Raw genomic sequence first — 25,793 nt, 5'->3', positions numbered from 1 at the left:
GCGCGCCGTCGAGACGCGGAAGACCATGATGTGGTGATAGGGCTTGCCCGGATCGACCCGCGCCGAGCCGAACGCCGGCTGGTTGGGCGTGTCCGGGAATTTCTGCGGCTCCAGCGCGATGCCGTCGCCCATGCGATAGACATGGCCCGACTTGCCGATCAGCGAACCGTCGAGGAAATTCCCCGAATAGAATTGCACGCCCGGCTCGGTGGTGAGCACCTCGAGCACGCGCCCGGACACCGGGTCCTCCAGTCGCGCAGCGAGCTGCGGGTCCTTGGTGGCCCCCTTGTCGAGCGCGAAATTATGATCGTAGCCGCGGCCGATCACGATCTGCGGGTCGCGCCCGTCGCGCACGCCCTCGCCGACGACGCGGCCTTGCGTAAAGTCGAACACCGTGCCCGCCACCGGCGTGAGCTCGCCCGTCGGGATCAGCGTGGCGTCGACCGGGGTGTAACGCTTCGCCGGGATCGTCAGCTTCTGCGCGTAGATGCCGCCGGCCGAGCCCTCGCCCGCCATGTCGAACAAAGCGTGGTTAGTGAGGTTGACGATCGTCGGCGCGTCGGTCTTGGCGCCGAGATCGATCATCAGCGCGCCGGCATCGTCGAGGCTGTAGGTCGCGGTCACCTGGAGCGTGCCGGGATAGCCTTGGTCGCCCGCCGGGCTGGTCATTACCATGGTGACGCTCGCCCTGGGGCCGGACTTCACCTCGGTGATCTTCCAGATCACCTTGTCGAAGCCCTTCGTGCCGCCGTGGAGCGAGTTGGTCTTGTCATTGAGCGGCAGCTGGTAGCTCTTGCCGTCGATCGCGAATTTGCCGCCGCGGATGCGATTGGCGTAGCGGCCCACGGTCTGGCCCCAGAAATTGGGTTTGGTGACGTAGCTGGCGGCGTCGTCGTAACCGAGCGTGATGTCGGCGACCTTGCCGTCGCGTCCCGGCACGTTGAGCGACTGCAGCGTCGCGCCCAGCGTCATCACGCGGGCGCTGACGCCGTTGCTGCCGCTGAGCACCACCGCCTCGATCGCGGTGCCGTCGGGGAGCTGGCCGAACGCCTCGCGCTTCGCGGTCGCCGCATCGGCGCTCGCCGCCACCATCAGGCCGCCGGCCGCCATCACCCATCCGCCACACGCAGCCAACCTGACCATTGCCGACCTCTCCCGAACGTCCTAGCGCACGCGCCACAACGGCGCCGTCCCGCGGCAATTCCGCATTGACCCGGCGACCGCCCGGAATATAGTCAGACATATCGAGCACGCGCAACCCAGTTCCGCGCGTCACAAGGAGAGGATGATGGCCGGACCACCGATTGCCAGCGGCGCTGTCGCGACGGGGGGCGGGGCGGGCGTCGCCTACCGTCCCGCGCTGACGCTGCTGGCTAGCCTGTTTTTCATGTGGGGCTTCATCACCGTCATTAACAACACGCTGCTGCCGCACCTGCGCAGCGTGTTCGACCTTAATTATACCCAGACGACGCTGATCGAAAGCGTCTGGTTCATCGCCTACTTCTTCGCTTCGATCCCGTCGGCCAAGCTGATCGAGCGGATCGGCTACCAAAAGTCGCTCGTCACCGGGCTGATCATCATGGCGCTCGGCGCGGTCGGCATGGTGCTCGCCGCGAGCCTGCCGTCCTACGGCGTGACGCTGGTGATGCTATTCGTGATCGCCAGTGGCATCACCCTGCTCCAGGTCGCCGCCAACCCTTATGTCGCGGTGATCGGCCCGCCGGAGACCGCCTCGTCGCGGCTCAACCTGGTGCAGGCGCTCAACTCGGCCGGCACGATGCTGGCGCCGCTGTTCGGCGCCTATCTCATCCTCGGCCGGTCCAAGGGCGGCACCGCACAGACGGGTACCGTGCTGACCCCGGCGGAGCGGCTCGCCGACGCGCACTCGGTCGTGCTGCCCTATGTGCTGGTCGCGATCGTGCTGGTCGTCCTCGCGGTGGTGATCGCGCGCTTCCCGCTGCCCGCGATGGGCTCGGCGACGAGCCGGCTGGCCAAGGAGGAGCGCAAGCACCATTCGCTGTGGAAGCACCGCAACCTCGTGTTCGGCATTCCCGCTATCTTCATCTACCTGATCGCCGAGATCGGCGTCGCCAACCTGTTCGTGAACTTCGTCAGCCAGCCGACCATCGCCAACGTCACCGCGGAGGAGGCCGGGCGGTATCTCACGCTGCTGTGGGGCGGCATGATGATAGGCCGTTTCGTCGGCTCGGCGATCATGCAGCGGATCCCGGCCGAGACGGTGCTGGCGGCCTTTTCCATCGGCGCCTTCGTGGTGATGCTGATCACCGTATTCACTACCGGACCCGCGGCGATGTGGTCGCTGATCGCGGTGGGGCTGTTCCACTCGATCATGTTCCCGACGATCTTCACGCTTGGGATCAAGGGGCTGGGGCCGCTCACCGAGGAGGGCTCGGGGCTGCTGATCATGGCGATCGCGGGCGGCGCGCTGGTCGTGGTGCAGGGCAAGCTGGCCGACACGTTCGGGCTCCAGCCATCGTTCCTGCTGACCGCGGCGTGCGAACTCTACATCCTGTTCTACGCGCTATGGGGCGCCAAGGCGACCAACGCCTTCCCGGACGCGGCCGCGCAGGAGACCGCCGCCTAGGGGTAGCGACGCGCCGCCGATGAGTACCGGACGGCCGGCGCTCCCTCGGGAGAGCGCCGGCCTTCTGGTCGTTGCGCCGAGACAGTGATGCGACCCAGCCGATGCGCTGAGGAGAGGCTGAGCTCGTCGAAGCCACGTCGCAAAGCGACGTCGCCGCGCGCGCGACGGTGCTTCGACAGGCTCAGCGGCTCCTCAGCACGAACGGGACGACATCACGGGTATAGACCATGAGTGCCGGCCGCTCACCCGGCCGCTCGCGCCAGCGGCAACGGCTGGCCCGGCACCTCGACCGCGAAGCTGAACAGCCCGCCCGCCTCCGGCTGCGCCGCGCGCGCGGCGTCGTCGAGGCCGATGCTGGCTGTCGTGACGTAGGCGGTGCGCAGGTCGGGCCCGCCCAGCGCTACCTTGGTGACGTTCGACGCAGGCAGCCGCACCTCGCGCAGGATCGTGCCCGCGGGCGAGTAGAGCCGCGCACGCCAGCCGCCCCATAGCCCGACCCAGACGTTGCCCTCCGAATCGACCGTCACCCCGTCGGGATGACCGTCAAGCGGATCGATCCGCGCGAAGTCGCGCATCGCGCTTGTGGTGCCGTCGGGCGCGAGCGCGACCGCGTGGATCACCCCGCCGACCGTGTCGACATGGTAGAGCGTGCGCCCGTCCGGCGCGATGCCGGGGCCGTTGGTGATCGCCACCGCGGGGATCGCGGTCGCCATCGCCGCGCTGCCGTCCCAGCGGTGGACGCGCCCGGTCGGGCCGCTCTCGCTATCGTCCATCGAGCCGAAGTAGATCGTGCCATCGGGTGCCACCGTGGCGTCGTTGAGACGATTGCCGGGCAGCTCGGGCTCGACCTCGGCGAGATGCGTGAAGTCGCCGGTGTCGGGATCGAAGCGCGCCAGCCCGGTCTGCAGCCCCGCGATCAGCGCGCCATCGTCGGCGGGCAGCACCCAGCCGACCTGCGCCGGCGCGTCCCACTGCGTCACCGCGCCGCTCGCGGGATCGTAGCGATGGACCCGGCGCCGCTTGATGTCGGTGAACCACAGCACGCCGCGCGCGGGGTCCCAGGCCGGCCCCTCGCCCAGCAGCGCGCCGCCGCGCCACAGCGTCGTCACCTCGTCCGCCATCGTCCGCTCTCCTTCTGCTCTGTCGCCGGTCCGCGCCGGCACCGGCTTGACCTGATCGCACAGCGGTTTATGTCTTACAAATAGATTAGGAGGGATGCGTGGCGGGCGACTATATCGCCATCGACTGGGGCACGACCAACCGCCGCGCCTGGCGCGTGGCGGCGGACGGGACGTTTGGCGAAGCGATGCGCGACTCGCGCGGCGTGCTCGCACTCAGTGCCGACGATTATCCCGCGGAGCTGGCGGCGCTGCGTGCTCAACTGGGCGAGCTGCCGGTGATCGCCGCCGGCATGGTCGGCTCCAACCGCGGCTGGCGCGAGGTGCCCTATGTCGCCGCCCCCGCCGACCTCGCCACGCTCGCCGCCGGCGCACTGCGCCTGCCCGACGCGAACGCTTTGCTGCTCCCCGGCGTCGCGCTGCGCAGCGGCGAGCGCGCCGACGTGATGCGCGGCGAGGAGGTGCAGGTGCTCGGCGCGCTCGCCGCGGGGCTTGCTCCCGACGACGCTTTGTTCTGCCAGCCCGGCACGCACAACAAGTGGATCGCCACCACCGCCGGTCAGATCACCGATGTCGCCACCGCGCTGACGGGCGAGCTGTTCGCGCTGCTGCGCGGCCACGGCATTCTCAGCGCGATGCTCGACGGGGCGGTCGCCGATGGCGCCGCCTTCCGCGCCGGTGTCGCGCGCGGCGCGGGTGCGCGCGACCTCACCGTCGCCTTGTTCGAGGTGCGCGCGCGCGTCTTGCTCGACCGGCTTGACGCGATCGATGCCGCCAGCTTCGCCAGCGGCGTGCTGATCGGCGCCGACGTCGGCGCGCGCACCGATCTCAACGGCCGCCCGGTCCAGCTGCTCGCCAGCGGCGACCTCGCCACGCTCTACGCCGCCGCGATCGACGCATGCGGCGGCACCGCTCTGGCGCTCGACAGCGAGCGCGCCTTCGCCGCCGGGATCCACCGGCTGTGGGAGATGACCCGATGACCGACCATCTCGCGGCGTTCGACGCCGCCTTCCGTCAGGCGCCGCTGGTGGCGATCCTGCGCGGCCTCACCCCCGCCGAGGCGCCCGCGGTGGGCGACGCGCTGGTCGAGGCCGGCTTCACCTTGCTCGAGGTGCCGCTCAACTCGCCCGACCCATTCGACAGCATCCGCTTGCTCGCCGACCGACTCGCCGGCCGCGCGATGGTCGGCGCCGGCACCGTGCTCACCACCGACGACGTCGCGCGGGTGCAGGACGCGGGCGGCACGCTGATCGTCTCACCCAACACGAACCCCGAGGTGATCCGCGCCAGCGTCGCCGCCGGGCTGGTGTCGCTGCCCGGCTATTTCACCCCGAGCGAGGGCTTCGCCGCGCTCGCCGCGGGTGCCACCGCGCTGAAGCTCTTCCCCGCCGACGGCACCACTCCCGCCTTCCTCAAGGCGCAGCGCGCGGTGCTGCCCAAGGCGACGCGGATGCTCGCGGTCGGCGGCATCGCCCCGCACAACATGACCGAGTGGCGCGCCGCGGGCGCCAACGGCTTCGGGCTTGGCTCCAACCTCTACCGCCCCGGCAAGTCGGCCGAGGCGGTGGGCGTGGACGCCCGCCAGTATATCACCGCGCTCAAGGACCTCGCATGAGCTTCACCCGCCTGCTTCAGCATCGTGGCGACGACGGTCGTCGCCGTGTCATCCTCGCCGAGGGTGACAGCGCCTGTTTCCTCGACGGCGTCGACACGACGCGCGCGCTCGCGCTGGAGGCGATCGCGCGCGGCACCACGCTCGCCGAAGCCGCCGCGGCGCGCCGCACCGACGAGACGGTCGATCTCGCCGCCGAGCTCGACGCCAAGCGCCTGCTCCCGGCGATCGACCATGAGGACGGCGCGCGGCTGCTGCTCGCGGGCACCGGACTGACCCATCTCGGCTCGGCGGAAGGGCGCGACAAGATGCACAAGGCCGCGGCCGACGCCGCGCACCAGACCGATTCGATGCGGATGTTCCTCGAGGGCGTCGAGGGCGGCAAGCCCGCCGCGGGTGCGGTCGGCCAGCAGCCCGAGTGGTTCTACAAGGGCGACGGCCAGTCGCTGGTGGCGCCCGAGGCGCCGCTCGCCTCGCCCGCTTTCGCGCAGGACGGCGGCGAGGAGCCCGAGCTCGCCGGCATCTATCTGATCGGCGAGGACGGCACGCCTTATCGCCTCGGCGTCGCGCTCGCCAACGAGTTCAGCGACCACGTCACCGAAAAGCACAATTACCTCTGGCTGGCGCATTCCAAGCTGCGCCAGGCTGCGCTCGGCCCCGAGCTGCTGCTCGGCACGCCCCCGGCGGACATCCGCGGCACCAGCCGCATCGTCCGCGACGGCGCGACCTTGTGGGAGAAGCCGTTCCTGACCGGCGAGGACAATATGTCGCACCACCTCGCCAATCTCGAGCACCACCATTTCAAATATGCCGGCTTCCGCCGGCCCGGCGACGTCCACGTCCATTTCTTCGGCACCGCGACCTTGTCGGTGGCGGACGGCGTCAAGACCCAGCCCGGCGACGTGTTCGAGATCAGCGCCGCGCCGTTCGCGCTGCCGCTGCGCAACCCGCTGACCGACGCGCCCGACGCGCCGGTCGAGGTGCGCGCGCTGTGAGCGCCCCGATTCGCCTCGCGCTGGTCGGCATGGGCAAGATCGCGCACGACCAGCACCTGCCCGCGATCGCCGGCAACGCCGACCTCGAGCTGGTCGCGACGGTCAGCCGCCACGGCGAGCCGGTCAACGGCCTGCCCTTCTTCCCCAACGTCGAGGCGCTCGCCGCCAGCGGCGTTCCGGTCGACGCGGTCGCGCTCTGCACCCCGCCGCAGGTGCGCCGCGCCATCGCGCAGTTCGCGATCGAGCAGGGCTGGCACGTTTTCCTCGAGAAGCCGCCGGGCGCGACGCTGGCCGAGGTGGCTGCCTTGCACGACGCGGCTACCGCGCGTGGCGTCAGCCTCTTCGCCAGCTGGCACTCGCGCTATGCCGACGGTGTCGAACCGGCGCGCGCCTGGCTCGCCGCGCGCGAGGTCAAGCGCGCGACGATCACCTGGCGCGAGGACGTGCGCGTCTGGCACCCGGGACAGGACTGGATCTGGGAGCCCGGCGGCTTCGGCGTGTTCGATCCCGGCATCAACGCGCTGTCGATCGCGACGCGGATCCTGCCGCGCCCCTTCTTCGTCGAGACGGCGGAGCTGGACGTGCCGTCGAACCGCGCCGCACCAATCGCTGCGCGCGTCGCCTTTCGCGACATCGCCGGCAGCGCGATCGCGATGGACCTCGACTTCCGCCAGGAGGGGCCGCAGCATTGGGATATCGAGGTCGAAACCGACGCGGGGACGCTGCTGCTCGCCAAGGGCGGCTCGGTGCTGACGGTCGATGGCGCCGAGGCGCTGGCGCACGACGCCGACCTCCACGGCGAATATCCGGGCCTGTATAGCCGCTTCGCCGAGATCGTCCGGGCCGGCGAGTCCGACGTCGACGTCGCGCCGCTGCGGCTGGTCGCCGACGCCTTCCTGCGCGGTCGGCATATCGCCGTCGAACCTTTCGTGGAGTGAGGGCGCGGCCTCCTCGCCCTGTTGTCTCCTGCACGCGCGAGGCCAGGGATCGAGGGCGTGGCTGGTCGTCACTCTGCTCGGGTGTGGACTCGCACGTTCGCGACATCGTTACGACAGATCCTTCGTGCTCGCGCGCATGCGGGAGCCGAGGAGTCCCGAGCGTCGCGGGCCGTTACCCTGCCTGACCCTGGGTTCCCGCGGTCGCGGGAGAACAGCTGAGTGACGAGCGGCTATGGTGCGTTCGCAGAGGTCACGCATGTGCGCGAAAACGACCTAGCCTGAGCGCTCCCGGCACGCGCGTCGCCCCATCCCAGCGGCGACACAGGCCTCCTCTCGTCACCCCAACAGCTGCGCCACATCGACGGGGGTGCCGCGCCGTCGCAGTTCGACCGTGACGCGCGCCTCGCCGCTCTCTGGGACGTGGCCGAGCGCGGCGCCGGCGGCGATCGTCGCGCCACGCCGCACCGCCGGCATCGCGATGCCGGTGACCAACGTCTGCCAGCCCGCGCCGTGATCGATGATCACGATCGTGCCGTAGCTGCGGAAGCCGCCGACGTAGCGTACCACCCCGCCCGCCGGCGCGACCACCGCCGCGCCGCGCGGCACCGCCAGCGTCAGCCCGCGCGAGCGCACGCCATTGTCTGACAGCTCGCCCAGACCGGTGACGAGCCGCCCGCGCACGGGCAGGCGATAGGCCGGCTGGAGCGAGCGCGGCGCGGTGGTGCCGCCCGGCGGCCCCGGCAGCGCGATGAGATCGCCCAGCACCGCCTGTGCGCCGCCCAGCGCGGCAATGCGATCGGCGGTGTCGCGCGCGGCTTCTTCCAGCGCGAGCGCGCGTTCGTCGTCGTCGCTCAGCGCGGCGAGCCGCTCGCGTGCCTCGACCAGCCGCGCGCGCTCGGCGGCGAGCACGCGTTCCGTCGCCGCCGCGCTCATCGCGAGCGCGCGCGTCCGCGCCAGCGCGCCGCGCAGCGCGACGGTGCGGCGTTGCAGCCGCGGTGTCGCGGCGCCGAGCACCGCCTCGACGTGGACGAGATCGGCCACGGTGCCGGGACGTACCAGCAGCGCGGCGCGCGGCCGTCGCGCCACTGCCGCCACCGCGGCGACGAGCCGGACGATCGGCCCCTGCTCGGCGGCGAGGGCGGCGCGCTGTCGCGCCAGCCGTGCCGCGATCACGCCGGCGCGGGTGCGCTCCGCGGCGATCTCCGCCTCGGCGCCAGCGAGTTGCGCACCCGCGCGCCGCGCCGACGCGTCCGGCAGCGCCGCGGCGGACGGTGCCAGCAGCGCTAGCGCGAGCAGCGCGCCGAGCCGGGAGGCGCGCACCGGCTCAGCCCTCACGATGATAGGGGTGGTTGGCGAGGATGCTGGTGGCGCGGAACAATTGCTCCGCGAGCAGCGCGCGCGCGAGCAGATGCGGCCACGTCGCGCGGCCGAAGGAGAGCAGCAGGTCAGCCTCGGCACGCTCGGCGTCGCCGAAGCCGTCCGCTGCGCCGATCAGGAAACGCGCCTCGCGCACCCCGTCGTCGCGCCAGCGACCAAGCGTCGCGGCGAAGGCGGCGGAGCCGAGCATCTCGCCCTTCTCGTCGAGCAGCACGCGGCGGCCCTGCGCCGGTCGGTCGGGTTCGCGACCGCCGCGGTCGGGCAGCTCACTCAGCCGCGTCGGCCAGACGATCCGCTTGAGATAGCGGTCGACCAGCTCGGCCTCAGGCGAACGCCCGATCCGTCCGCGCGCGACGATGTGGAGCAGCATGGAGCAAGGTTAGCGGCTGCGCGCCGCGGCGTCATCCGATGTGTGTGGGAGGGCCCGTGATCCTCCCGGACGCAGGGACGTTGCCTGGCGGAGGCCGCGCCTACCACGACCGTCAGCCCCGCCCCGCGCCACAATCCTCGGCTCCGGACCCAGGATGTTCATTGTCGCAAAGCGGCTCGCGTCACCTGTCATCCCTGGCTCGACCCGGGATCCAGCGTGCCGTGAGAGCGGCCGGCGTCCCTCCCGCGGAAGGCTGGATCCCGGCTCAAAGCCGGGATGACGACGATGCCGCGACACACCTTCCAGAGGCGGCGATGCCGTCAGCCCTGTGCCACTCCGGCCGCGGGCGGCGCGTCGCCGAACGACCACATCCGCTCCAGATTGTAGAAGCTGCGCACCTCGGGGCGGAAGAGGTGAACGATCACGTCACCCGCGTCGATCAGCACCCAGTCGGCGCTGGGCAGCCCCTCGATCCGCGCCGAGCGCCCGGTCTCGCCCTTGATCTTCTCGGCCAGCTTCGACGCCATCGAGGCGACCTGGCGGGTCGAGCGCCCGCTGGCGATCACCATATGGTCCGCGATCGACGACTTGCCCGCGAGCGGGATCGATATCGTGTCCACCGCCTGGTCGTCGTCGAGCGATTGCAGGACGAGCTGGTGCAGCGCCGCGGCCTGGTCGGCGTCGGCGGTGCGATGAACGGGGTCAGTGGCGGACAAGGTGGCTCCTCAAGATGCCGCGGACGCTGCGGCGGGCGTGTCAGTCGTGGATATGGGATCGGCGAAACGAACGTGCCAGGCAGGGTCGGCGGCGCGAAGCTGCGTCGCGGACGTCGGGTCAGGGCGGAAACGTAGCAGCACCAGGGCTGGCACACTCCACTCGGTCCACTTCCTCGCCTGGCGTGCGGGCCGCCGAAAGCGCCGCAGCCAACCCATCGCGGGCGCCGCGAGGGCACGCGCATCATAACCCGGACGCGCCACCACCGCAATCGGCATCGTCCGCGCGATCGTGCGCCAGCGCTGCCACTCATGGAATTGCGCGAGATTGTCCGATCCCATCATCCACACGAAGCGCGCACGCGGGTAGCGCCGCGAGAGCTTGGACAAGGTGTCCGCCGTGTAGCGCGTACGCAGCCGCGCCTCGATGTCGGTGGCGCGGATCGGGGCGCGTCGCGCCATCGCGCGGGCCGAGGCGAGCCGCGCCGGCAGCGGCGACATGCCGCGGCGCGGCTTGAGCGGGTTGCCCGGCGAGACCAGCCACCATACCTCATCGAGGTCGAGCGCGCGGATCGCCGCCAGCGTGAGGTGGCGGTGGCCGCGGTGCGCCGGGTTGAACGAGCCGCCGAGCAGGCCGATGCGACGGCTCACGTCAGCCCCGCCTGATCGCCGCGCGTCGCTGCGGGGCGGAAGCTCGCGTCGTCCTCGCGCCAGTCCTCACGCTCGTGGTACACGCGAAGCACCTCGCAGCGCTGCGTCGCCAGCCGATAATGGATCAGATAGGGCGTCCCGAGCACGCGCAGCACGCGCGTGTCGCGGCAGTGTCGCCGGCCGCCATAAGGGAAGTCGCGCAGGAAATCGGCGCGACGCCGGATCGCGGACACCATCGCGAGTGCGGTCGCGGGCGAGACATGCTCGTCGAGCCAGGCATCGATCGCGATCAGATCGTCGAGGGCGACGCGCGCCCACACCACGGGCGCCGTGCTCGGCGCAAGCGCGCTGACGCGACGACGGGCAGGCGGTCCGCTCCACCAGTCGCTCACGCGGCCGACATCGTCGCGCGCGGCGTGATCGCGACGGGCGCTAGCCGCATCGCGCGCGATGCCGCGCGATCATCGCCTCCAGCGCGCGCATCACCTCGTCATGGTCGACCGTCTCGCCGCGCTCGACCTGGTCGATGCCGCGTTGGACAAAACCGTCGGCCACCGCCTCGCGCGCCACCGCGTCGCGGATCGCCGAGGCGGCGAAGGCCGCGCTGGTGATGCCGCGCGCTGCCGCGATCGAGTCGACCAGCGCCACGGTCGCGTCGTCGAGCTCGGCGGTGATCGCGCGCGGGTTCACCCCCGCACCTGGCCGGTGCCGCGCCCGATCCATTTGTAGGTCGTCAGCCCCTCCAGCGCGACGGGGCCTCGCGCGTGCAGCCGCCCCGTGGCGATGCCGATCTCGGCGCCGAGCCCGAATTCCGCACCGTCGGCGAATTGGGTCGAGGCGTTCCACAGCACGATCGCCGAGTCGACGGCGGCGAGGAAGCGCTCCGCCACACGCTCGTCTTCGGCGACGATCGCGTCGGTATGATGCGATCCGTGCCGCGCGATATGCGCCAGCGCGCCGCCGAGCCCGTCGACCAGCGCCACCGCGGCGATGGAGTCGAGATATTCGGCGTCCCAGTCGCTCGGCGCGGCGGGCGTGATCGCCGGCAGCAGCGCCCGGGCCGCCGCGTCGCCGCGCAGCGCGCAACCCGCGTCCGCCAGCGCGGCGAGCAGCGCGGCGGCGTGCGGCCAGGCGCGATCGATCAGCAGCGTCTCCATCGCGCCACACACGCCGGTGCGGCGCAGCTTGGCGTCGATCACCACCGCGCGCGCCATGTCGGGATCGGCCGAGGCGTGGACGAAGACGTGGTTGACGCCATCGAGATGCGCCAGCACCGGCACGCGCGCCTCGGCCTGGACGCGCGCGACCAAACTCTTGCCGCCGCGCGGGATGATCAGGTCGATCGCGCCGTCCGCCGCGAGCATCGCGCCGACCGCGGCGCGGTCGGTGGTGGGCACGAGCTGGACCGCGTCGGCGGGCAGACCGCCCGCGACCAGCCCCTCGACCAGAGCGGCGTGGAGCGCGCGGTTGCTCGCCACCGCCTCCGAACCGCCGCGCAGGATCACCGCATTGCCCGAGCGGACGCACAGCGCCGCGGCGTCGGCGGTGACGTTGGGGCGGCTCTCATAGACGATGCCGATCACGCCGATTGGCACGCGGACGCGACTGAGCGCGAGACCGTTGGGGCGGATGGTGCGATCGATCACTTGCCCGACCGGATCGGCGAGCGCCGCGACGGCGGCGACCCCCGTCGCTGTCGCCTCAAGCCGCGCGGCATCGAGGCGGAGCCGGTCGATCAGCGCGGGCGAGAGCGCGTTGTCGCTCGCGCGCGCCACGTCCTCGACATTGGCGTCGAGGATCATCGCCGCATGGTCGCGCAGCGCCGCCGCGGCGGCGTGCAGCGCGCGTGCCTTGGTCACGTCCTCGGCGGCGGCAAGCGCGTGCGCCGCGGCGCGCGCGCGCGCCGTCATCGTGTTGATCAGGACGGGGATGGACTGCGGATCGAGCATCGCTCGCTGGCGTAGCACGCGGGGTCCGCCGCGCCCAGCCGGTGCGTCACGCTACGAAGGGGTGCGGTCAGCGGCACCTCGGCGACATAGGCGCCGTCGCGCGCCGTGGCGACCGCGGGGGGCTTGGCGCGACCCACCGTCCAGTTCGCCTGCAGAAGGACGCGCGGATTGGGTGCAACCCAGATCTCGCCGGTCTCGTTGAGAGCGGTGACCCAGATGAGATTATGTTCCTGGCCATAATCGTTACCGTGAAAGCGTAGCCCGCGCCGCGATCGAGCACATCGACCGGGGAGCGGCGGATCGAGCTGCTGGAAGGACATGGGAAAAGGAGCTCCGCTGCCGCGTCTTAACCCATGCGAGCTTTTCCTGGTCCTGCGCCCTGGCGAGACGCCGGCGCGGTCTTATATCCGCGTGATGACCGACATCCCGCTCCACCGCCGTCGCTTTCTCGCGCTCGCCTCGCTCGGCACCGCCGGCGTCGCGCTGGTGGGATGCGGGCATCAGGCCGAAGCCGCGCCCGAACGCTTCGCGGTGAGCAAGACCGACGCGCAGTGGCGCCAGCAGCTCGGGCCTGCCGCCTATGACGTGCTGCGCCACGAGGGCACCGAGCGGCCCTTCACCAGCCCGCTCAACGACGAGCATCGCGCCGGCACGTTCGCGTGCAAGGGCTGCACCGCGCCGCTGTTCTCGTCCAAGACGAAGTTCGACAGCGGGACCGGCTGGCCCAGCTTCTACGCCCCGCTGCGTGACGCGGTGGCGACGCGGACTGATCGCAGCCTCGGCATGGCGCGCGTCGAGGTGCATTGCCGGCGCTGCGGCGGGCATCTCGGCCACGTCTTCGACGACGGCCCGCCGCCGACGGGCAAGCGCTATTGCATGAATGGCGTGGCGATGACCTTCCGGGGTGCGTGAGTCGAGCGCGCGATCCGCTTAGTCGCCGTCGACCGGCAGCGCGCCCGCCACCGGGGCCGCGGCCGTGGTCGCGATCGTCATGGGCGCGAGCGGTGCCTCTGCATCGGGCGCCGGCGCCTTGTCCGGATAGATGAAGCCCGCGAGCGGGTAGCTGCTCGTGCCGAGATCGCCGTTACCGGCATACCAGACGCGCACCGCGCTCCAGTCGCCCGCCGGCGAGACGTCGATCGCGCGGACGTCGCGCTCGATCCCGCCGCGGCGGGACCAATTGGCATGGGTGAGCAGCACCTCGCGGTCGCTGACGATCCGGCTCACCATCGCGACGTGGCCGATCGGCATGCCGCGGGTCGCCTTGAAGGCCATCACCGCGCCTTCCACCGGCACGTGACCGCGCTCGTAGCGGCCGGCGGCCTGGCCCCACCAGGTGTTGGCATTGCCGCGGATCTCGATGCCCGAGACTTCGCGCGCGAAGGGAACGCACTGCAGGTAGCGCGCCTGCGCCGGCGCCACCGTCATCAGCGCGCACGATACCACCAGCGCGAATCGCACTGTCAGAGCCTTGGAATTCACGGGTGACCCCCAGTCTCTCGAAACTGATGAGCCTCTGCTACGCGGCGAACCGTGACCGGACAAATGCCGCCGGAACCTTTCCGGACGAGTCGAGTTGCCGCGGCGGTGAGCCGAACACAGGTTGCGAGAAAAGGACAGCGTTGCTGTCCCGCAGTGTAAATCAGCGGTTAAAAACACCCTCATATTGCCGCCGAATCGTCGCATTCGCACGTCGTCGCCGACGCGCGCACATCCGCGATCCGCGTTCCCGCGCGCCATTCCTCGCGACAGTATGCGCTTCGAGCGAGCTCGGGACGGTCTTTTCGAAGATCGGGTCTGGCTGGCGGCTTGTAGACCGTCGGTCGCCTGCTTAGGATCGCCGCACCCGCAACAGTCGACTGCCCTGCCATGGCCCTGGACCCCGACACCTTCGCCGCGCTGATCGACACCGTCCGTCGTTACGTCGCCGAGCGGCTTCGCCCGCTTGAGGCGCAGGTCGAGGCCGACGACACCGTGCCCGATGCGGTCGTCGCCGAGATGCGCGACATGGGGCTGTTCGGCCTCTCGATCGGGGAGGATTATGGCGGTCTCGGCCTCACCATGGCGGAGGAGGCGCGGGTCGCGATCGAGATGGGGCGCACCACGCCGGCCTTCCGCTCCACCTTCGGGACGAACGTCGGGATCGGCAGCCAGGGACTGGTGCTCGCCGGCACGCCCGAGCAGAAGGCCGAGTGGCTGCCGCGCATCGCCGCGGGCGAGATCGTCACCAGCTTCGCGCTGACCGAGCCAGGCGTCGGCAGCGACTCCGGCGCGGTGGCGACGCGCGCGGTGCGCGACGGCGACGTCTACCGGCTCTCGGGCACCAAGCGCTACATCACCAATGCGGACCGCGCCGACCTCTTCACCGTGATGGCGCGCACCGGCGACGCGCCCGGCGGCCGCGGGGTCTCCGCCTTCCTGGTACCGCGTACACTGACGGGCGTGTCGGTGGGCGAGCCCGAGAAGAAGATGGGGCAGAAAGGCGCCAAGGTCGCCGACCTCCACCTCGACGACGTCGCGGTGCCCGTCGCCAACCGGCTCGGCGCGGAGGGAGAGGGGTTCAAGATCGCGATGCGCGTGCTCGACCGCGGGCGGCTCCATATCGCGGCGGTGTGCGTCGGCGTCGCCGAGCGGTTGATCGCCGACTGCGTCGCTTATGCCAGCGAGCGGCGCCAGTTCGGCAAGGCGATCGCCGAGCACCAGCTGATCCAGGCGATGGTCGCCGACAGCAAGACCGAGGCGCTCGCCGCGCGCGCGCTGGTGCTCGAGACTGCGGCGGCGAAGGACGCAGGCACCGACGTGGTGCTGGAGAGCGCGGCGGCCAAATATTACGCCAGCGAGATGGTCGGTCGCGTCGCCGACCGCGCAGTGCAGATCTACGGCGGGGCGGGCTATATCGCCGATTACGGGATCGAGCGGCTGTACCGCGACGTGCGGCTGTTTCGCATCTACGAGGGCACCAGCCAGATCCAGCAGTTGATCATCGCGCGCGAGACGCTGAAGCGCGGCGGGTGAGCGGGTTTTCGGCGCAGGACCTCGGCGGCGAGAGGATTGGCGGGAGCGTTCGACGCGTAAACCCCACCCCGTCCTCTCCGCGAAGGCGGGGATGACGTTGGTGGGAAGCCGCGGAACGGACCACCCTGGCGCAATCCCGGTGATGATGGGCAAAGGGAGGCAACTTCCCGAACATGGCACAGGAGAGGCACATGAACACCGACCATCTGTTCCGGCTCGACGGCCGCGTCGCGCTTGTGACCGGGGGCAGCCGCGGCATCGGGCGGATGATCGCGGCGGGCTTCGTCGCGCAGGGCGCGACCGTCTATGTCTCGAGCCGCAAGGCCGAGGCGTGCGAGGAAACCGCCGCCGCGCTGGGCGAGCACTGCCACGCGCTGCCGATGGACGTGTCGACGGTGGCGGGCTGCCGCGCGCTCGCCGCGGCACTGGGCGAGCGCGCGCAGCGGCTCGACATCCTCGTCAACAACGCGGGCGCGGCCTGGGGCGTGCCCTTCACCGACTTTCCCGAGAGCGGCTGGGACAAGGTGATGGACCTCAACGTCAAATCACCCTTCTTCCTGACCCAGGCGATGCACCCGCTGCTCCGCGCCGGCGCCGCAGCCCACCCGCCCGCCAAGGTGATCAACATCACCTCGGTCGACGGGCTGCGGCTCAATCCATGGGAGACGTATAGCTATCAGGCGTCCAAGGCGGCACTGATCCATCTCACCCGCCGCCTCGCGGCGCGGCTGGTCGAGGACGGCATCCACGTCAGCTCGATCGCGCCGGGCGCGTTCGCCAGCGAGATGAACCGCGCCGCGCGCGACCATGGCGACGCGGTGGCGAAGCGCATCCCCGCGCGGCGCATCGGCGAGGCGGAGGACATGGCGGGCACCGCGATCTTCCTCGCCTCGCGCGCGGGCGATTATGTGGTGGGCGAGACGATCGCGGTCGACGGCGGGCTGGTCAACGCCTCGCTGGGGGGCGGCATCGACGCGTGAACGGGGCGGGCGCGGCGGACGACCTCAAGCACCAACCCGCTCCATCCGTTCGGCTCGTGGACTATTCGACTTGAAGGGGGAGTGGAGGCGGCGGCCAGAGACGTGGCCAGCTCAAGTGATCCGGAACGCGCCTCCTTCCTCACCCGTTTCCTCGAAGAAGGAGACGGTGCATGGACAAGAACGACACCAAGCCAACCGAGCTGACCGAGCGGCCCAATCTCTCCACCGAGCATCAGCACGAGGGCGACGCGCGCCGCCCCAGCGACACCCTCGACAAGGGGCAACCAAAGGGCGAGACGATCCCGCGCAAATCGTCGCTGCTCGGCGACGATTGATCGGGCGCGCGTACCCGCAACCGACGACACCACGGCGACGGCGCGCGCGGGACATGGTTCCGCGGCGCCGCATGCCCGCGTTGCCACTCTCCTCTTGACCTCAAAGCGCCTGAATTCGTCGACGTGCGGACGTGGCATCGCGAAGGAGCCAGGATCACGTGCAAGGTCGTGACCGTGCCCAGTCCGTGCGCTCGAAGCAGGACGCCGGTCGTCGAAGATGCTGTGAGTGGGAGGCTTCTGTTGCCCGGTGCCTCCCGTACCGCTGGAATCCCCTTCTGTTGCCCGGTGGGGTCCAACCGCGCTTTCTTGGTGTAACGTCAGGCCGTTAGGCCATCAGTTACGCCGCAATCGCGAGTGCTTCGTTATCGTTGGCACTTGTGTAATGGGCCGTTGCGGTGGTCCCATTCCGAGCGAAAACAGCGCTTTTCAACACACGTCGATCCTGGTTCGGCCCCGTCAGCGCGGCTGCGTGCAGCCGCGATGGTGGAGCCGCCGGGTACTGCCCCCGGGTCCGCTGCGCCTATTGTACGCCGCAGTTTATCGCCATAGCCGGGTAGAACCCGACGCGAGTCATATAGGCGGTCGGACATCGCGGGAAAAGCCCCGGACGGCCATTTGCCCGCCACAATATCCCTGTATATACTGCGTTATGCTCACCCAGCGGTCCCGTTACGCCCTTCGCTCCATGCTATTCCTGGCGGGCGCGCCGGCCGGATCGCCGCCGATCCCGATGACCCGGATCGCCGCCGAGGCCAATGTGCCGCGCAAGTTCCTCGAGCTGATCCTCGCCGACCTGCGCGACGCCGGCCTGCTCCACAGCCACCGCGGCAAGATGGGCGGTTACGTGCTGTCGCGCCCGGCGCATCTGATCTCACTCGGCGAGGTGATCCGCGTGATCGAGGGGCCGCTCGCGCTGGTGCCCTGCGTCAGCCGCACCGCCTATCGCTCGTGCAAGGACTGCAAGAGCGAGGCCGAATGCGCGATCCGCCACGCGATGATGCGCGTGCGCGACGAGACCGCGCGCATCCTCGACGGCACCAGCTTGGCCGACGCCACCGCGAACCAGCTCGCCGCGGCCTGAGGCGGGAGCGCGCGCGTGCGTTGAGCACGGCGTTAGTGGTGGGTGTTGGCCGACGTCGGTCACGCTTCGTCGTTCGTTCATCGGTGTTCACACCTCGATCGTCATGCCCGCGCAGGCCGGGACCCAGGAACGCCGACGTTTCTCCTCTTGCCGCAGCGTCAGCGCGTTCGGAATCCCACCTTCGCGGGAATGACGAACGAAGGAGCTTCGGCTCGGCAATCAGCGGGCGGCGCTCGCCCTCCCTACTAGACCCACTGCCACGCCCCGCTTACCCCATCGCGCATGACCGACGCGCCGCTGCCCAGCACCGAGACCGACGCCGCCGCCGAACTGGAACAGCTCGCGCGCGAGATCACGCACCACAACGCGCGCTACCATACCGACGATGCGCCCGAGATCAGCGACGCCGCCTATGACGCGCTGGTCCGCCGCAACGCTGCGATCGAAGCCGCCTTTCCCGCGCTGATCCGCGTCGACTCGCCCAGTCGCCAGGTCGGGGCGGCGCCCGCCACGCACCTCGCCAAAGTCGCGCATGCGCGGCCGATGATGAGCCTCGACAATGCCTTCGCTGATGAGGAGGTGGAAGAGTTCGTTCGCCGCGTGCGCCGGTTCCTGCGACTGGCCGACGACGCGCCGGTCGCGCTCACCGCCGAGCCCAAGATCGACGGCCTGTCCTGCTCGCTGCGCTACGAGGAGCGCCGGCTGGTCCAGGCGCTCACCCGCGGTGATGGCACCACCGGCGAGGACGTCACCGCCAACGTGCTGACGATCGGCGACATCCCTCGCGCGCTGCCCGCCGACGCGCCTGCCGTCTTCGAGGTACGCGGCGAAGTCTATATGGAGAAGACCGCCTTCGCCGCGCTCAACCAGCGGCTTGCCACGGAGGCCGAGGCGAGCGGCAAGGAAGCGCGCCGCTTCGCCAATCCGCGCAACGCCGCGGCGGGCTCGCTGCGCCAGAAGGACGCCGCGGTGACCCAGGCGCGCCCGCTGCGCTTCCTCGCGCACGGCTGGGGCGAGGCCAGCGCAGTGCCCGGCGAGACGCAGGAGGCGATCGTCGCCGCGCTGCGCGCCTGGGGCTTTCCGATCGCCGACGCTTTCGCGCGCTGCGACGACGTCGCGATCGCGCTGGCGGTCTATCGCGCGATCGAGCATCAGCGCGCCGATCTGCCGTTCGACATCGACGGCGTGGTCTACAAGGTCGACCGGCTCGACTATCAGCAGCGGCTCGGCAGCGTCGGGCGCGCACCACGCTGGGCGATCGCGCATAAATTCCCCGCCGAGCGCGCCGAGACCGTGCTGGAGGCGATCGACATCCAGGTCGGCCGCACCGGCAAGCTCACCCCCGTCGCGCGGCTCACCCCGGTGACCGTCGGCGGCGTGGTCGTCACCAACGCGACGCTGCACAATCGCGACGAGATCGCACGGCTTGACGCACGTGTCGGCGACCGCGTGCTGCTCCAGCGCGCCGGCGACGTCATTCCGCAAATCGTTGAGGTGCTGCCGCGCGACGCCGAGCGTGCGCCCTATGTCTTCCCCGACCATTGCCCGCGCTGCGGCAGTGAGGCGGTCGCCGAGGAGGGCGAGGTCGACGTGCGCTGCACCGGCGGGCTGATCTGCCCGGCGCAGCGGCTCGAGCGGCTCAAGCATTTCGTCAGCCGCGGCGCGCTCGACATCGACGGGCTGGGCGAGAAGACGCTGGTGGAGTTCGTCGCGCTCGGCTGGATCGCCGAGCCCGCCGACATCTTCCGCCTCGCCGCGCACCGCGAGGAGCTGGTCGGGCGCGAGGGCTGGCAGGCCAAATCGGTCGACGCCCTGCTCGCCGCGATCGAGGCACGACGCCAGCCCGACGCGGCGCGACTGCTGTTCGGCCTCGGCATACGCCATATCGGCATCGTCACCGCGCGCGACCTGCTCAAACATTATGTCACCCTGCCCGCGGTCGCGGCGCTGGCGGACGAGCTGATCGCGCTGCGCGAGCGCACGACGGCCGCGCTCGGCGAGGAGGAGGGCCGGCTCCGCACCCGGCTCGACAAGGCGATCGCCGAGCTGATCGGCGTGGAGAACATCGGCGCCGCGGTCGGCCACGCGCTCGCCGACTTCTTCCATGAGGAGCATAACCGCAAGGTGTGGCACGACCTGCTCGCCGAGGTGTCGCCGCCCGACTTCCGCGTCGAGACCGTCGCGTCGGAGGTCTCGGGCAAGACCGTCGTCTTTACCGGCACGCTGGAGACGCTCAGCCGCGACGAGGCCAAGGCGCAAGCGGAGTCGCTCGGCGCGCACGTCTCCGGCGCGGTGTCGAAGAAGACCGACCTGCTGGTCGCAGGGCCCGGCGCGGGCTCGAAGGCGAAGAAGGCGGCCGAGCTCGGCATCCGCGTCGTCGACGAGGCGGGGTGGATCGCGATCGTCGCCGCCGCGGCGGGGTGAAGGATCAGGGGCGTGGAAGCGGGGCATCGCTGCCGTGCTCCTGCGAACGCAGAGGCCCAGGACCCGGCGGTGTCGCTCGAAGACGTTGGCTCCCGCGGGCGCGAGAGCACATCGAACTTGGCAAGCCGTTGCGCTCTCGGTCGAACGGAAACGCGGCTCTCGCGTGATCGCCTCCGCCCGCTCTCCCTGCCGTCATCCCGGACGTGTTCCGGTATCCACTCATCCGCGTACCTATCGGCCGAGCGATATGCGGCCGGGTGGATCCCGGACCGAGCCCGCGATGACGGGCCGTCGGAAAGCAGGCCCCAGCTCTCCAACAAGAAAGGGCGACCCGCAGGCCGCCCTCTCCTATTTTCCGGTCGGTGAGCGACTCATGCCCCGGCGGGCGACGCACTCCCGAACGGCCCGGACGGGCGCTTGGTCTTCGGGATCGACGTCCCCGCCGCCGGCATCGCGGGCGCCTTCGGCCCGTGGTCGGCGCGACCGATGTCATCGCCGGCGATCAGGCGCTTGATCTCCTCACCCGTCAGCGTCTCATATTCGAGCAGCGCGCCGGCGAGCGAGTGGAGCTGGTCGAGGTGGTCGGTCAGCACCTGCTTGGCGCGATGCAGCCCGCCCTCGACGATCGCCTTGATCTCGTCGTCGATCAGCTGCGCGGTGGAGTTGGACATCCGCACCGGCTGGCTCGACGAGTAACCAAGGAAGCTCTCGCCCTCGGGCTGGGCATACTCGACCGGGCCGACCTTGTCGGACATGCCCCATTTGGTGACCATGTCGCGCGCCAGCCCTGTGGCATATTGAATGTCGCCGCTCGCGCCGCTCGACACCTTGTCATAGCCGAAGATCACTTCCTCGGCGACACGCCCACCCATCGCCACCGCCAGGTTCGCGTACATCTTGTCACGGTGATAGCTGTAGCTGTCACGCTCGGGCAGGCGCATCACCATGCCCAAGGCGCGGCCGCGCGGGATGATCGTCGCCTTGTGGATCGGATCGGACGCTGGCTCGTGCAGCGCGACGATCGCGTGGCCCGCCTCGTGATAGGCGGTCATGCGCTTCTCGTCCTCGGTCATGACCATCGAGCGGCGCTCGGCGCCCATCATGACCTTGTCCTTCGCCTCCTCGAACTCGGCCATCGCGACCAGGCGCTTGCCCTTGCGCGCCGCCGTCAGCGCGGCCTCGTTGACGAGGTTGGCGAGATCGGCGCCCGAGAAGCCCGGCGTGCCGCGCGCGATTACCCGCGCGTCGACGTCGGGCGCCAGCGGCACCTTCTTCATGTGGACCTCGAGGATCTTCACGCGGCCGTCGATGTCGGGGCGCGGCACCACCACCTGGCGGTCGAAGCGGCCCGGACGCAACAGCGCGGGGTCGAGCACGTCGGGGCGGTTGGTGGCCGCGACGATGATGATTCCCTCGTTGGCCTCGAAACCGTCCATCTCGACCAGCAGCTGGTTGAGCGTCTGCTCGCGCTCGTCATTGCCGTTGCCAAGGCCGGCGCCGCGGTGGCGACCCACCGCGTCGATCTCGTCGATGAAGACGATGCACGGCGCCGACTTCTTGGCCTGCTCGAACATGTCGCGGACGCGGCTGGCGCCGACGCCGACGAACATCTCGACGAAGTCCGAGCCCGAGATGGTGAAGAAGGGGACGCCCGCCTCGCCTGCGATCGCGCGCGCCAGCAGCGTCTTGCCGGTGCCCGGCGAGCCGACTAGCAGCGCACCCTTGGGGATCTTGCCGCCGAGGCGCGCGAACTTGGTCGGATCCTTGAGGAAGTCGACGATTTCGGTGAGCTCGGCCCGCGCTTCGTCGATGCCGGCGACATCATCGAAGGTGACCTTGCCTTCCTTCTGCGTCAGCATGCGCGCGCGGCTCTTGCCGAAGCCCATCGCGCCGCCTGCGCCGCCGCCCTTCTGCATCTGGCGCAGCACGAAGAAGGCGATGCCGAGGAACAGCAGGAACGGCAGCGACTGGTAGAGCAGCACCATCCAGATCGACGGCCCCTCCTCCGGCTTGCCCGCCACCTCGACGCCCGCCTTGCGCAGCCGCTCGATCAGGCCCGAGTCCTGCACCGGATAGGTGCGGAACTTGTCGCCGTTCGAGAAGCTGCCAGTGATGATGTCGCGGCTGACGTTGACGTCCTTCACCGTGCCCTCATCGACCTTGTCGAGGAAGGTGGAGTAGGCCACGGTATTGCCTTGCGACGTCGTCGTGCGACCGTCGAACAGCGTCACCACCACCGCCAGCGAGAGCAGCACGCCGACCCAGATCAGCAGGCTCTTCATCCAGGGATTAGGGTTGCCGCCGCCGCCATTGTCGCCGCCGCCGTTCCCGCGTTGCCTGTCGTTGTCGTTCATCGGGTACCTTTCCAACGAACGCAATGTAAGCCACGACGGGTTAATGGCAATGGAACAGCGTCGGTCAGAGTGATCGACGCGGCGGCGCTACGCGAAAAACCCAGCCTTCCTCGTGCACTTCTACCTTAACGCCGGCGTGGGTCGCGCCGCACCGTGCCTCGAGTGCGTCGAGCAGTGGCTCGATATTGGACGAATCGGTGAAGGCCGGTCGCACGATCGCGTGCTGCGCCCGAATCGCGTGGAGCGCGCGGCGGAGGAGTCGGCGGCGCAGTTCGCGCGGCTCGTCGCCGACTGCGAGGAGCCGATCGGGGCCGTGCCAGTGTTCGCCCCAAAGCCGCTCGGTCAGCCGCGCGATCACCTCCTCTGCCTCGGCGAGATAGCCGGCCGAGGCGGCGAGCGCCGCCGGGTCGAGCGCGGGGGTGGCGGCGAGCGCGGCACGGACTCGGGTGCGATCGTGCCGCGGATCCGCGTTCGACGGGTCGTCGACGAAGGTCGCCCCCGCCGCCTCCACCAGCGCGCGCAGCTCGGCGCGGCGCCACGCCAGCAGCGGGCGCAGCAGCAGCGTCCCCCGCTCGCGGCGCGCCGCGCGGATCGCGCTCAGCCCGGCCAGCCCCGAGGCGCGGTTGAGCCGCATCAGGAGCGTCTCGGCCTGATCATCGGCGTGGTGCGCGGTAAGCAAAGCGTCGACCCGCTCGCGCGCGGCCCAGTCGGTCAGCAGCGCGTAGCGCGCCTCGCGCGCGCGGCGTTGGAGCGAGCTGCCCGCGATCGGCGCCGCGGGGACGAGCGTGGCATGCGGCACACCGAGCCGCTCGCAGAGCGCCGCCACGGTCGCCGCCTCGTCCGCGCCCGCGGCGCGGAGCCGGTGGTCGACCGTCGCCGCGACCACCTCGCCCGGCATGGCCGTGGCGGCGAGCAGCAGCAACGCGACCGAATCAGGCCCGCCCGACACCGCCACCGCGACCCGGCCAACGCGCTCGACCGCGGCGACCGCGTGCGCGCGCGCGACGACGCAACGCAAATCGTCGGCGAAGCGCGCCACCGCCGCCGCGGGCAGCGGCGTCACGTTCAGCTCACTTGCACTTGGCGGCGGCGCGCGCCTTCGCGACATCGGCCTTGAGGCCGGGCGAGATCTTGCTGCCGTAGACGTCGGTCAGCTCGCCATAGACCTTGCAGGCGTCGGCCGGCTTGTCGAGCTTGAGCAGCGCGGTGCCGAGATAATAGAGGCTGTCGGGCGCGCGCTCGCCGTCAGGAAACTTCTTGTAATTGTCGTAGAAGGCAATCGACGCGAGGCTCGGCTTGCCCTCGTCGAGATAGGAGCGGCCGAGCAGGTTCTGCGCGAAGCTGGCGCGACGGTGTTTCGGATAGGTGGCGACCACCTTCTTCAGCTGCGCCTCGGCGGCGGGATAGTCGCGCGACTGCCACAGGCGGTAGCCGGCGAGATAGGCGTCCTCGGCGGGATCGCCGCTGCTCGGCGCGGCGGCCGCGTCCGGGGCGTTGCTCACCGGCTCCGGTGCCTGCGGCACGGTCACGCCGGGGCCGCCGAACGCGTCCGCACCCCCCGTTGGCGCGGGCGCGACCGGCTGGGTCAGCTTGGCGTCGGTCGCCTTGCGGTAATCCTCGAACTGCTGCTCGAGCTGGCGCAACTTGTACTGGGTCTGCTCGATCTGCCCGGTCATGCTCGCCATCTGCTGCTCGAGCGAGGTGACCCGCGCGGTGATGTCGGTCAGCGCGGAGGTGGCGGGAACGCCCGCCGCATCGACCGGCGCGGTCGAGGGCGCGATCTGCGGCTCCACCATCGCGCCGGCGCCGCCGGGGAACACCTTGCGCTGCACCGCGCGCATCTCCGCCTCGAGCTTGCCGACGCGGCCCTCGATCTGCGCCGCCGCCGGCGTCGCGGTCGATCCCGCCACCACCAGCGCCAGCGCGCTGCCCGCCATCCACTTGGTCATCATGTTCCGTCCCCGGTGCGCACCTGTCGCACCTCTCTATAGAAGCGAGCTGTCGCCACGGTGAAGCGCAGCGATGTGGACGCTCGTTCTTCTGTGCGCCGTCGCGTCGACGCGAGCGGCAGCCGCTCGCCTGTCGGTTCGGACGCACACCACTAACCGCATCTTCTCCACCGTCATCCCGGAGTTGGTGCGCGATCCACCCTTCCGCGAACACCGCGGCCACGTCATGGGCGGCACGGCGAGCCCCGGACCGTCCGGGGTGACGGAAGGGAGGGGTGCGCTCACCGCTTCCATCACGTCGGTATAGCTGAGATAGCCTCTTCTCACCGCGCCACGTCACGGAACGCGGCGAGCTGCCCCGCGTCGCGCGGTGTGGCCGTTGTCATAGCCGTCGTAGCCGTCGTAGCCGCGGGCGAGGCCGCCGCGCTCGGCGCCGGGGCGGGCAGGCCGCGCGCGGCGAGCGCCTCGGCGCTAATACCGACGTCCTTGATCGCGCGCTTGCCGTCACCCAGCGGCGCGACCTCGCGGCCGTCGACCGTCACGGTGAGCTGGTCCGGGCGGCCGACGTTGATCATCGGCCGGTCCGTGCCCGCGGGCACCTCAAACGACTGGCCCGGCTTCATCGTGCCCTCGAACAGGCGCTGCTTGGCGCCGTCATAGGCGCGCATCCACACCTCGGTGCGCGCGGTCAGCACCACCTTGCCGCTGGCGGCCGGGGTCGGCGCCGGCGGTGGCACTTCCTTGCTGGAGGCGACCTGCCCGCTCGGCGTGGCCTCGGGCGCCTGCTCGGTGGTGCCGCGGAACATGCCGGTGGAGAGCCACAGCACGCCCAGCACCAGCACCGCCAGCGCGAGCCCGGCGGCGACGATCACCAGCCCGCGCGAGGGCGCACGTGACGGATCGGCGATCTCCTCGATATGATGCTGGCGCAGCGGCATCGCGCCGCGCGCGAGCTCGCCGCGGATGGCACGGCCGACGTCGGCCTGATCGAGCCCGACCGCGCGGGCATAGGCGCGCGCGAAGCCCGAGGCGTAGGTGGGCGAGGGCAGCAGGTCGAGCCGGTCCATCTCGAGTGCCTCGAGAAAGCGCTGCGTCACGCGCGTGCGCGCCGCCACGTCGGCCAGCGACAGCCCCTGCGCCTCGCGCGCCGCGCGCAGCCGCGCGCCGACCGAGCCGGGCGTCGGTGCCTGTGCGGATAGCTCGCCGTCGCTCATTCTTCTCTCCGCCCCGCGCCCACAGCGATCATGCGGGCGTGCGTTCGTGTTCCAAACACGAGCAACACTGTCAACAGAGGGGCTTCACACGATCCGACTCGGTTCGTCGCGAC

Annotated in this window: 26 protein-coding genes and 1 other RNA gene; 11 read left to right on the top strand and 16 right to left on the bottom strand. The window is 70.7% G+C overall.

Translation table 11 applies throughout. The features are described from left to right. On the bottom strand, positions 1-1,110 hold a 1,110-nt coding region (locus QBJ89_RS18375), incomplete at its 3' end, for an aldose epimerase family protein (RefSeq protein WP_277981919.1). Between the two features lie 178 nt (positions 1,111-1,288). Here QBJ89_RS18375 and QBJ89_RS18370 point away from each other — a divergent pair. After that, the gene (locus QBJ89_RS18370) at positions 1,289-2,605 is read left to right on the top strand and encodes a sugar MFS transporter (RefSeq protein WP_277981918.1); all 1,317 of its coding nucleotides are present in this window, start codon (positions 1,289-1,291) and stop codon (positions 2,603-2,605) included. Between the two features lie 242 nt (positions 2,606-2,847). Here the strand turns inward: QBJ89_RS18370 and QBJ89_RS18365 are convergent, their stop codons facing one another. Beyond that, the gene (locus tag QBJ89_RS18365) at positions 2,848-3,726 is read right to left on the bottom strand and encodes an SMP-30/gluconolactonase/LRE family protein (protein ID WP_277981917.1); all 879 of its coding nucleotides are present in this window, start codon (positions 3,724-3,726) and stop codon (positions 2,848-2,850) included. A gap of 98 nt (positions 3,727-3,824) precedes the next feature. On the opposite strand from QBJ89_RS18365, the gene QBJ89_RS18360 reads away from it, so the two are divergent. Genes QBJ89_RS18360 through QBJ89_RS18345 form a run of 4 tightly spaced genes read left to right on the top strand, consistent with a single transcriptional unit; the run spans position 3,825 to position 7,268 of the window. After that, positions 3,825-4,703 (top strand): 2-dehydro-3-deoxygalactonokinase, encoded by an 879-nt coding sequence (locus QBJ89_RS18360; RefSeq protein ID WP_277981916.1) that lies wholly within the window; start codon positions 3,825-3,827, stop codon positions 4,701-4,703. Further along, a complete protein-coding gene (locus QBJ89_RS18355) occupies positions 4,700-5,338 on the top strand; it encodes a 2-dehydro-3-deoxy-6-phosphogalactonate aldolase (RefSeq protein WP_277981915.1) in 639 nt (212 codons plus the stop codon). The genes QBJ89_RS18360 and QBJ89_RS18355 overlap by 4 nt, the downstream gene beginning before the upstream one ends. Next, on the top strand, positions 5,335-6,330 hold the full coding sequence (gene araD1 / locus QBJ89_RS18350; protein ID WP_277981914.1) for an AraD1 family protein: 996 nt from the start codon (positions 5,335-5,337) through the stop codon (positions 6,328-6,330). Before QBJ89_RS18355 ends, araD1 begins: the two co-directional genes overlap by 4 nt. After that, positions 6,327-7,268, top strand: coding sequence for a Gfo/Idh/MocA family protein (locus QBJ89_RS18345; RefSeq protein WP_277981913.1), 942 nt, complete (start codon positions 6,327-6,329; stop codon positions 7,266-7,268). The genes araD1 and QBJ89_RS18345 overlap by 4 nt, the downstream gene beginning before the upstream one ends. 336 nt (positions 7,269-7,604) lie before the next feature. Here QBJ89_RS18345 and QBJ89_RS18340 read toward each other — a convergent pair whose 3' ends face one another. The 8 genes from QBJ89_RS18340 to QBJ89_RS18305 all read right to left on the bottom strand — a co-directional run bounded on the left by QBJ89_RS18340 (position 7,605) and on the right by QBJ89_RS18305 (position 12,648). Further along, entirely contained in the window at positions 7,605-8,588 is a 984-nt protein-coding gene (locus QBJ89_RS18340; protein ID WP_277981912.1) for a murein hydrolase activator EnvC family protein, read from the bottom strand. Positions 8,589-8,592: 4 nt separating this feature from the next. Further along, positions 8,593-9,015: a 23S rRNA (pseudouridine(1915)-N(3))-methyltransferase RlmH gene (locus tag QBJ89_RS18335; protein WP_277981911.1), complete on the bottom strand. Its 423-nt coding sequence runs from the start codon at positions 9,013-9,015 to the stop codon at positions 8,593-8,595. A gap of 320 nt (positions 9,016-9,335) precedes the next feature. Continuing rightward, positions 9,336-9,731: a ribosome silencing factor gene (gene rsfS / locus QBJ89_RS18330; RefSeq protein ID WP_277981910.1), complete on the bottom strand. Its 396-nt coding sequence runs from the start codon at positions 9,729-9,731 to the stop codon at positions 9,336-9,338. A gap of 9 nt (positions 9,732-9,740) precedes the next feature. Continuing rightward, positions 9,741-10,379, bottom strand: a complete 639-nt coding sequence (locus QBJ89_RS18325) for a nicotinate-nucleotide adenylyltransferase (protein ID WP_277981909.1) — start codon at positions 10,377-10,379, stop codon at positions 9,741-9,743. After that, the gene (locus QBJ89_RS18320; RefSeq protein ID WP_277981908.1) at positions 10,376-10,771 is read right to left on the bottom strand and encodes a type II toxin-antitoxin system RelE/ParE family toxin; all 396 of its coding nucleotides are present in this window, start codon (positions 10,769-10,771) and stop codon (positions 10,376-10,378) included. Before QBJ89_RS18320 ends, QBJ89_RS18325 begins: the two co-directional genes overlap by 4 nt. Positions 10,772-10,811: 40 nt before the next feature. Next, on the bottom strand, positions 10,812-11,069 hold the full coding sequence (locus QBJ89_RS18315; protein ID WP_277981907.1) for a CopG family ribbon-helix-helix protein: 258 nt from the start codon (positions 11,067-11,069) through the stop codon (positions 10,812-10,814). Next, positions 11,066-12,328 (bottom strand): glutamate-5-semialdehyde dehydrogenase, encoded by a 1,263-nt coding sequence (locus tag QBJ89_RS18310; RefSeq protein WP_277981921.1) that lies wholly within the window; start codon positions 12,326-12,328, stop codon positions 11,066-11,068. Before QBJ89_RS18310 ends, QBJ89_RS18315 begins: the two co-directional genes overlap by 4 nt. Further along, positions 12,298-12,648: a hypothetical protein gene (locus QBJ89_RS18305; RefSeq protein WP_277981906.1), complete on the bottom strand. Its 351-nt coding sequence runs from the start codon at positions 12,646-12,648 to the stop codon at positions 12,298-12,300. The genes QBJ89_RS18310 and QBJ89_RS18305 overlap by 31 nt, the downstream gene beginning before the upstream one ends. Positions 12,649-12,742: 94 nt before the next feature. Between QBJ89_RS18305 and msrB the strand changes: the two genes are divergently transcribed. Beyond that, complete coding sequence (gene msrB / locus QBJ89_RS18300; protein ID WP_277981905.1) at positions 12,743-13,240, top strand: peptide-methionine (R)-S-oxide reductase MsrB; 498 nt, start codon at positions 12,743-12,745, stop codon at positions 13,238-13,240. An 18-nt stretch (positions 13,241-13,258) separates the two neighbouring features. On the opposite strand, the gene QBJ89_RS18295 is transcribed toward msrB, so the two are convergent. Beyond that, positions 13,259-13,810 (bottom strand): CHAP domain-containing protein, encoded by a 552-nt coding sequence (locus tag QBJ89_RS18295; RefSeq protein WP_277981904.1) that lies wholly within the window; start codon positions 13,808-13,810, stop codon positions 13,259-13,261. 387 nt (positions 13,811-14,197) lie between these two features. On the opposite strand from QBJ89_RS18295, the gene QBJ89_RS18290 reads away from it, so the two are divergent. The 3 genes from QBJ89_RS18290 (at position 14,198) to QBJ89_RS18280 (ending at position 16,658) form a co-directional block, all read left to right on the top strand. Continuing rightward, the gene (locus QBJ89_RS18290; protein ID WP_277981903.1) at positions 14,198-15,343 is read left to right on the top strand and encodes an acyl-CoA dehydrogenase family protein; all 1,146 of its coding nucleotides are present in this window, start codon (positions 14,198-14,200) and stop codon (positions 15,341-15,343) included. Between the two features lie 191 nt (positions 15,344-15,534). Beyond that, on the top strand, positions 15,535-16,323 hold the full coding sequence (locus QBJ89_RS18285; protein WP_277981902.1) for an SDR family oxidoreductase: 789 nt from the start codon (positions 15,535-15,537) through the stop codon (positions 16,321-16,323). 170 nt (positions 16,324-16,493) lie between these two features. After that, on the top strand, positions 16,494-16,658 hold the full coding sequence (locus QBJ89_RS18280) for a hypothetical protein (protein ID WP_277981901.1): 165 nt from the start codon (positions 16,494-16,496) through the stop codon (positions 16,656-16,658). 263 nt (positions 16,659-16,921) lie between these two features. Here QBJ89_RS18280 and ssrA read toward each other — a convergent pair. After that, positions 16,922-17,262, bottom strand: a transfer-messenger RNA (tmRNA) gene (gene ssrA / locus QBJ89_RS18275). A gap of 45 nt (positions 17,263-17,307) precedes the next feature. On the opposite strand from ssrA, the gene QBJ89_RS18270 reads away from it, so the two are divergent. Together QBJ89_RS18270 and ligA are read left to right on the top strand one after the other, a co-directional pair. Beyond that, complete coding sequence (locus QBJ89_RS18270) at positions 17,308-17,739, top strand: RrF2 family transcriptional regulator (protein WP_132908900.1); 432 nt, start codon at positions 17,308-17,310, stop codon at positions 17,737-17,739. Positions 17,740-18,021: 282 nt separating this feature from the next. Next, positions 18,022-20,163, top strand: coding sequence for an NAD-dependent DNA ligase LigA (gene ligA / locus QBJ89_RS18265; protein ID WP_277981900.1), 2,142 nt, complete (start codon positions 18,022-18,024; stop codon positions 20,161-20,163). 371 nt (positions 20,164-20,534) lie between these two features. On the opposite strand, the gene ftsH is transcribed toward ligA, so the two are convergent. From ftsH to QBJ89_RS18245, 4 genes are all read right to left on the bottom strand, one after another. Next, positions 20,535-22,517: an ATP-dependent zinc metalloprotease FtsH gene (gene ftsH / locus QBJ89_RS18260; protein WP_277981899.1), complete on the bottom strand. Its 1,983-nt coding sequence runs from the start codon at positions 22,515-22,517 to the stop codon at positions 20,535-20,537. A 64-nt stretch (positions 22,518-22,581) separates the two neighbouring features. Continuing rightward, positions 22,582-23,580: a tRNA lysidine(34) synthetase TilS gene (gene tilS / locus QBJ89_RS18255; RefSeq protein WP_277981898.1), complete on the bottom strand. Its 999-nt coding sequence runs from the start codon at positions 23,578-23,580 to the stop codon at positions 22,582-22,584. A 7-nt stretch (positions 23,581-23,587) separates the two neighbouring features. Next, entirely contained in the window at positions 23,588-24,466 is an 879-nt protein-coding gene (locus tag QBJ89_RS18250) for a YbgF trimerization domain-containing protein (protein WP_431522555.1), read from the bottom strand. A 323-nt stretch (positions 24,467-24,789) separates the two neighbouring features. Beyond that, on the bottom strand, positions 24,790-25,680 hold the full coding sequence (locus QBJ89_RS18245) for a helix-turn-helix domain-containing protein (protein ID WP_277981896.1): 891 nt from the start codon (positions 25,678-25,680) through the stop codon (positions 24,790-24,792). Between the last annotated feature and the right edge of the window lie 113 nt (positions 25,681-25,793).

The organism is Sphingomonas phyllosphaerae (genome assembly GCF_029623345.1).
Lineage (GTDB): Bacteria > Pseudomonadota > Alphaproteobacteria > Sphingomonadales > Sphingomonadaceae > Sphingomonas > Sphingomonas phyllosphaerae_C.
This window is presented reverse-complemented; position numbering and strand designations above follow the sequence as displayed.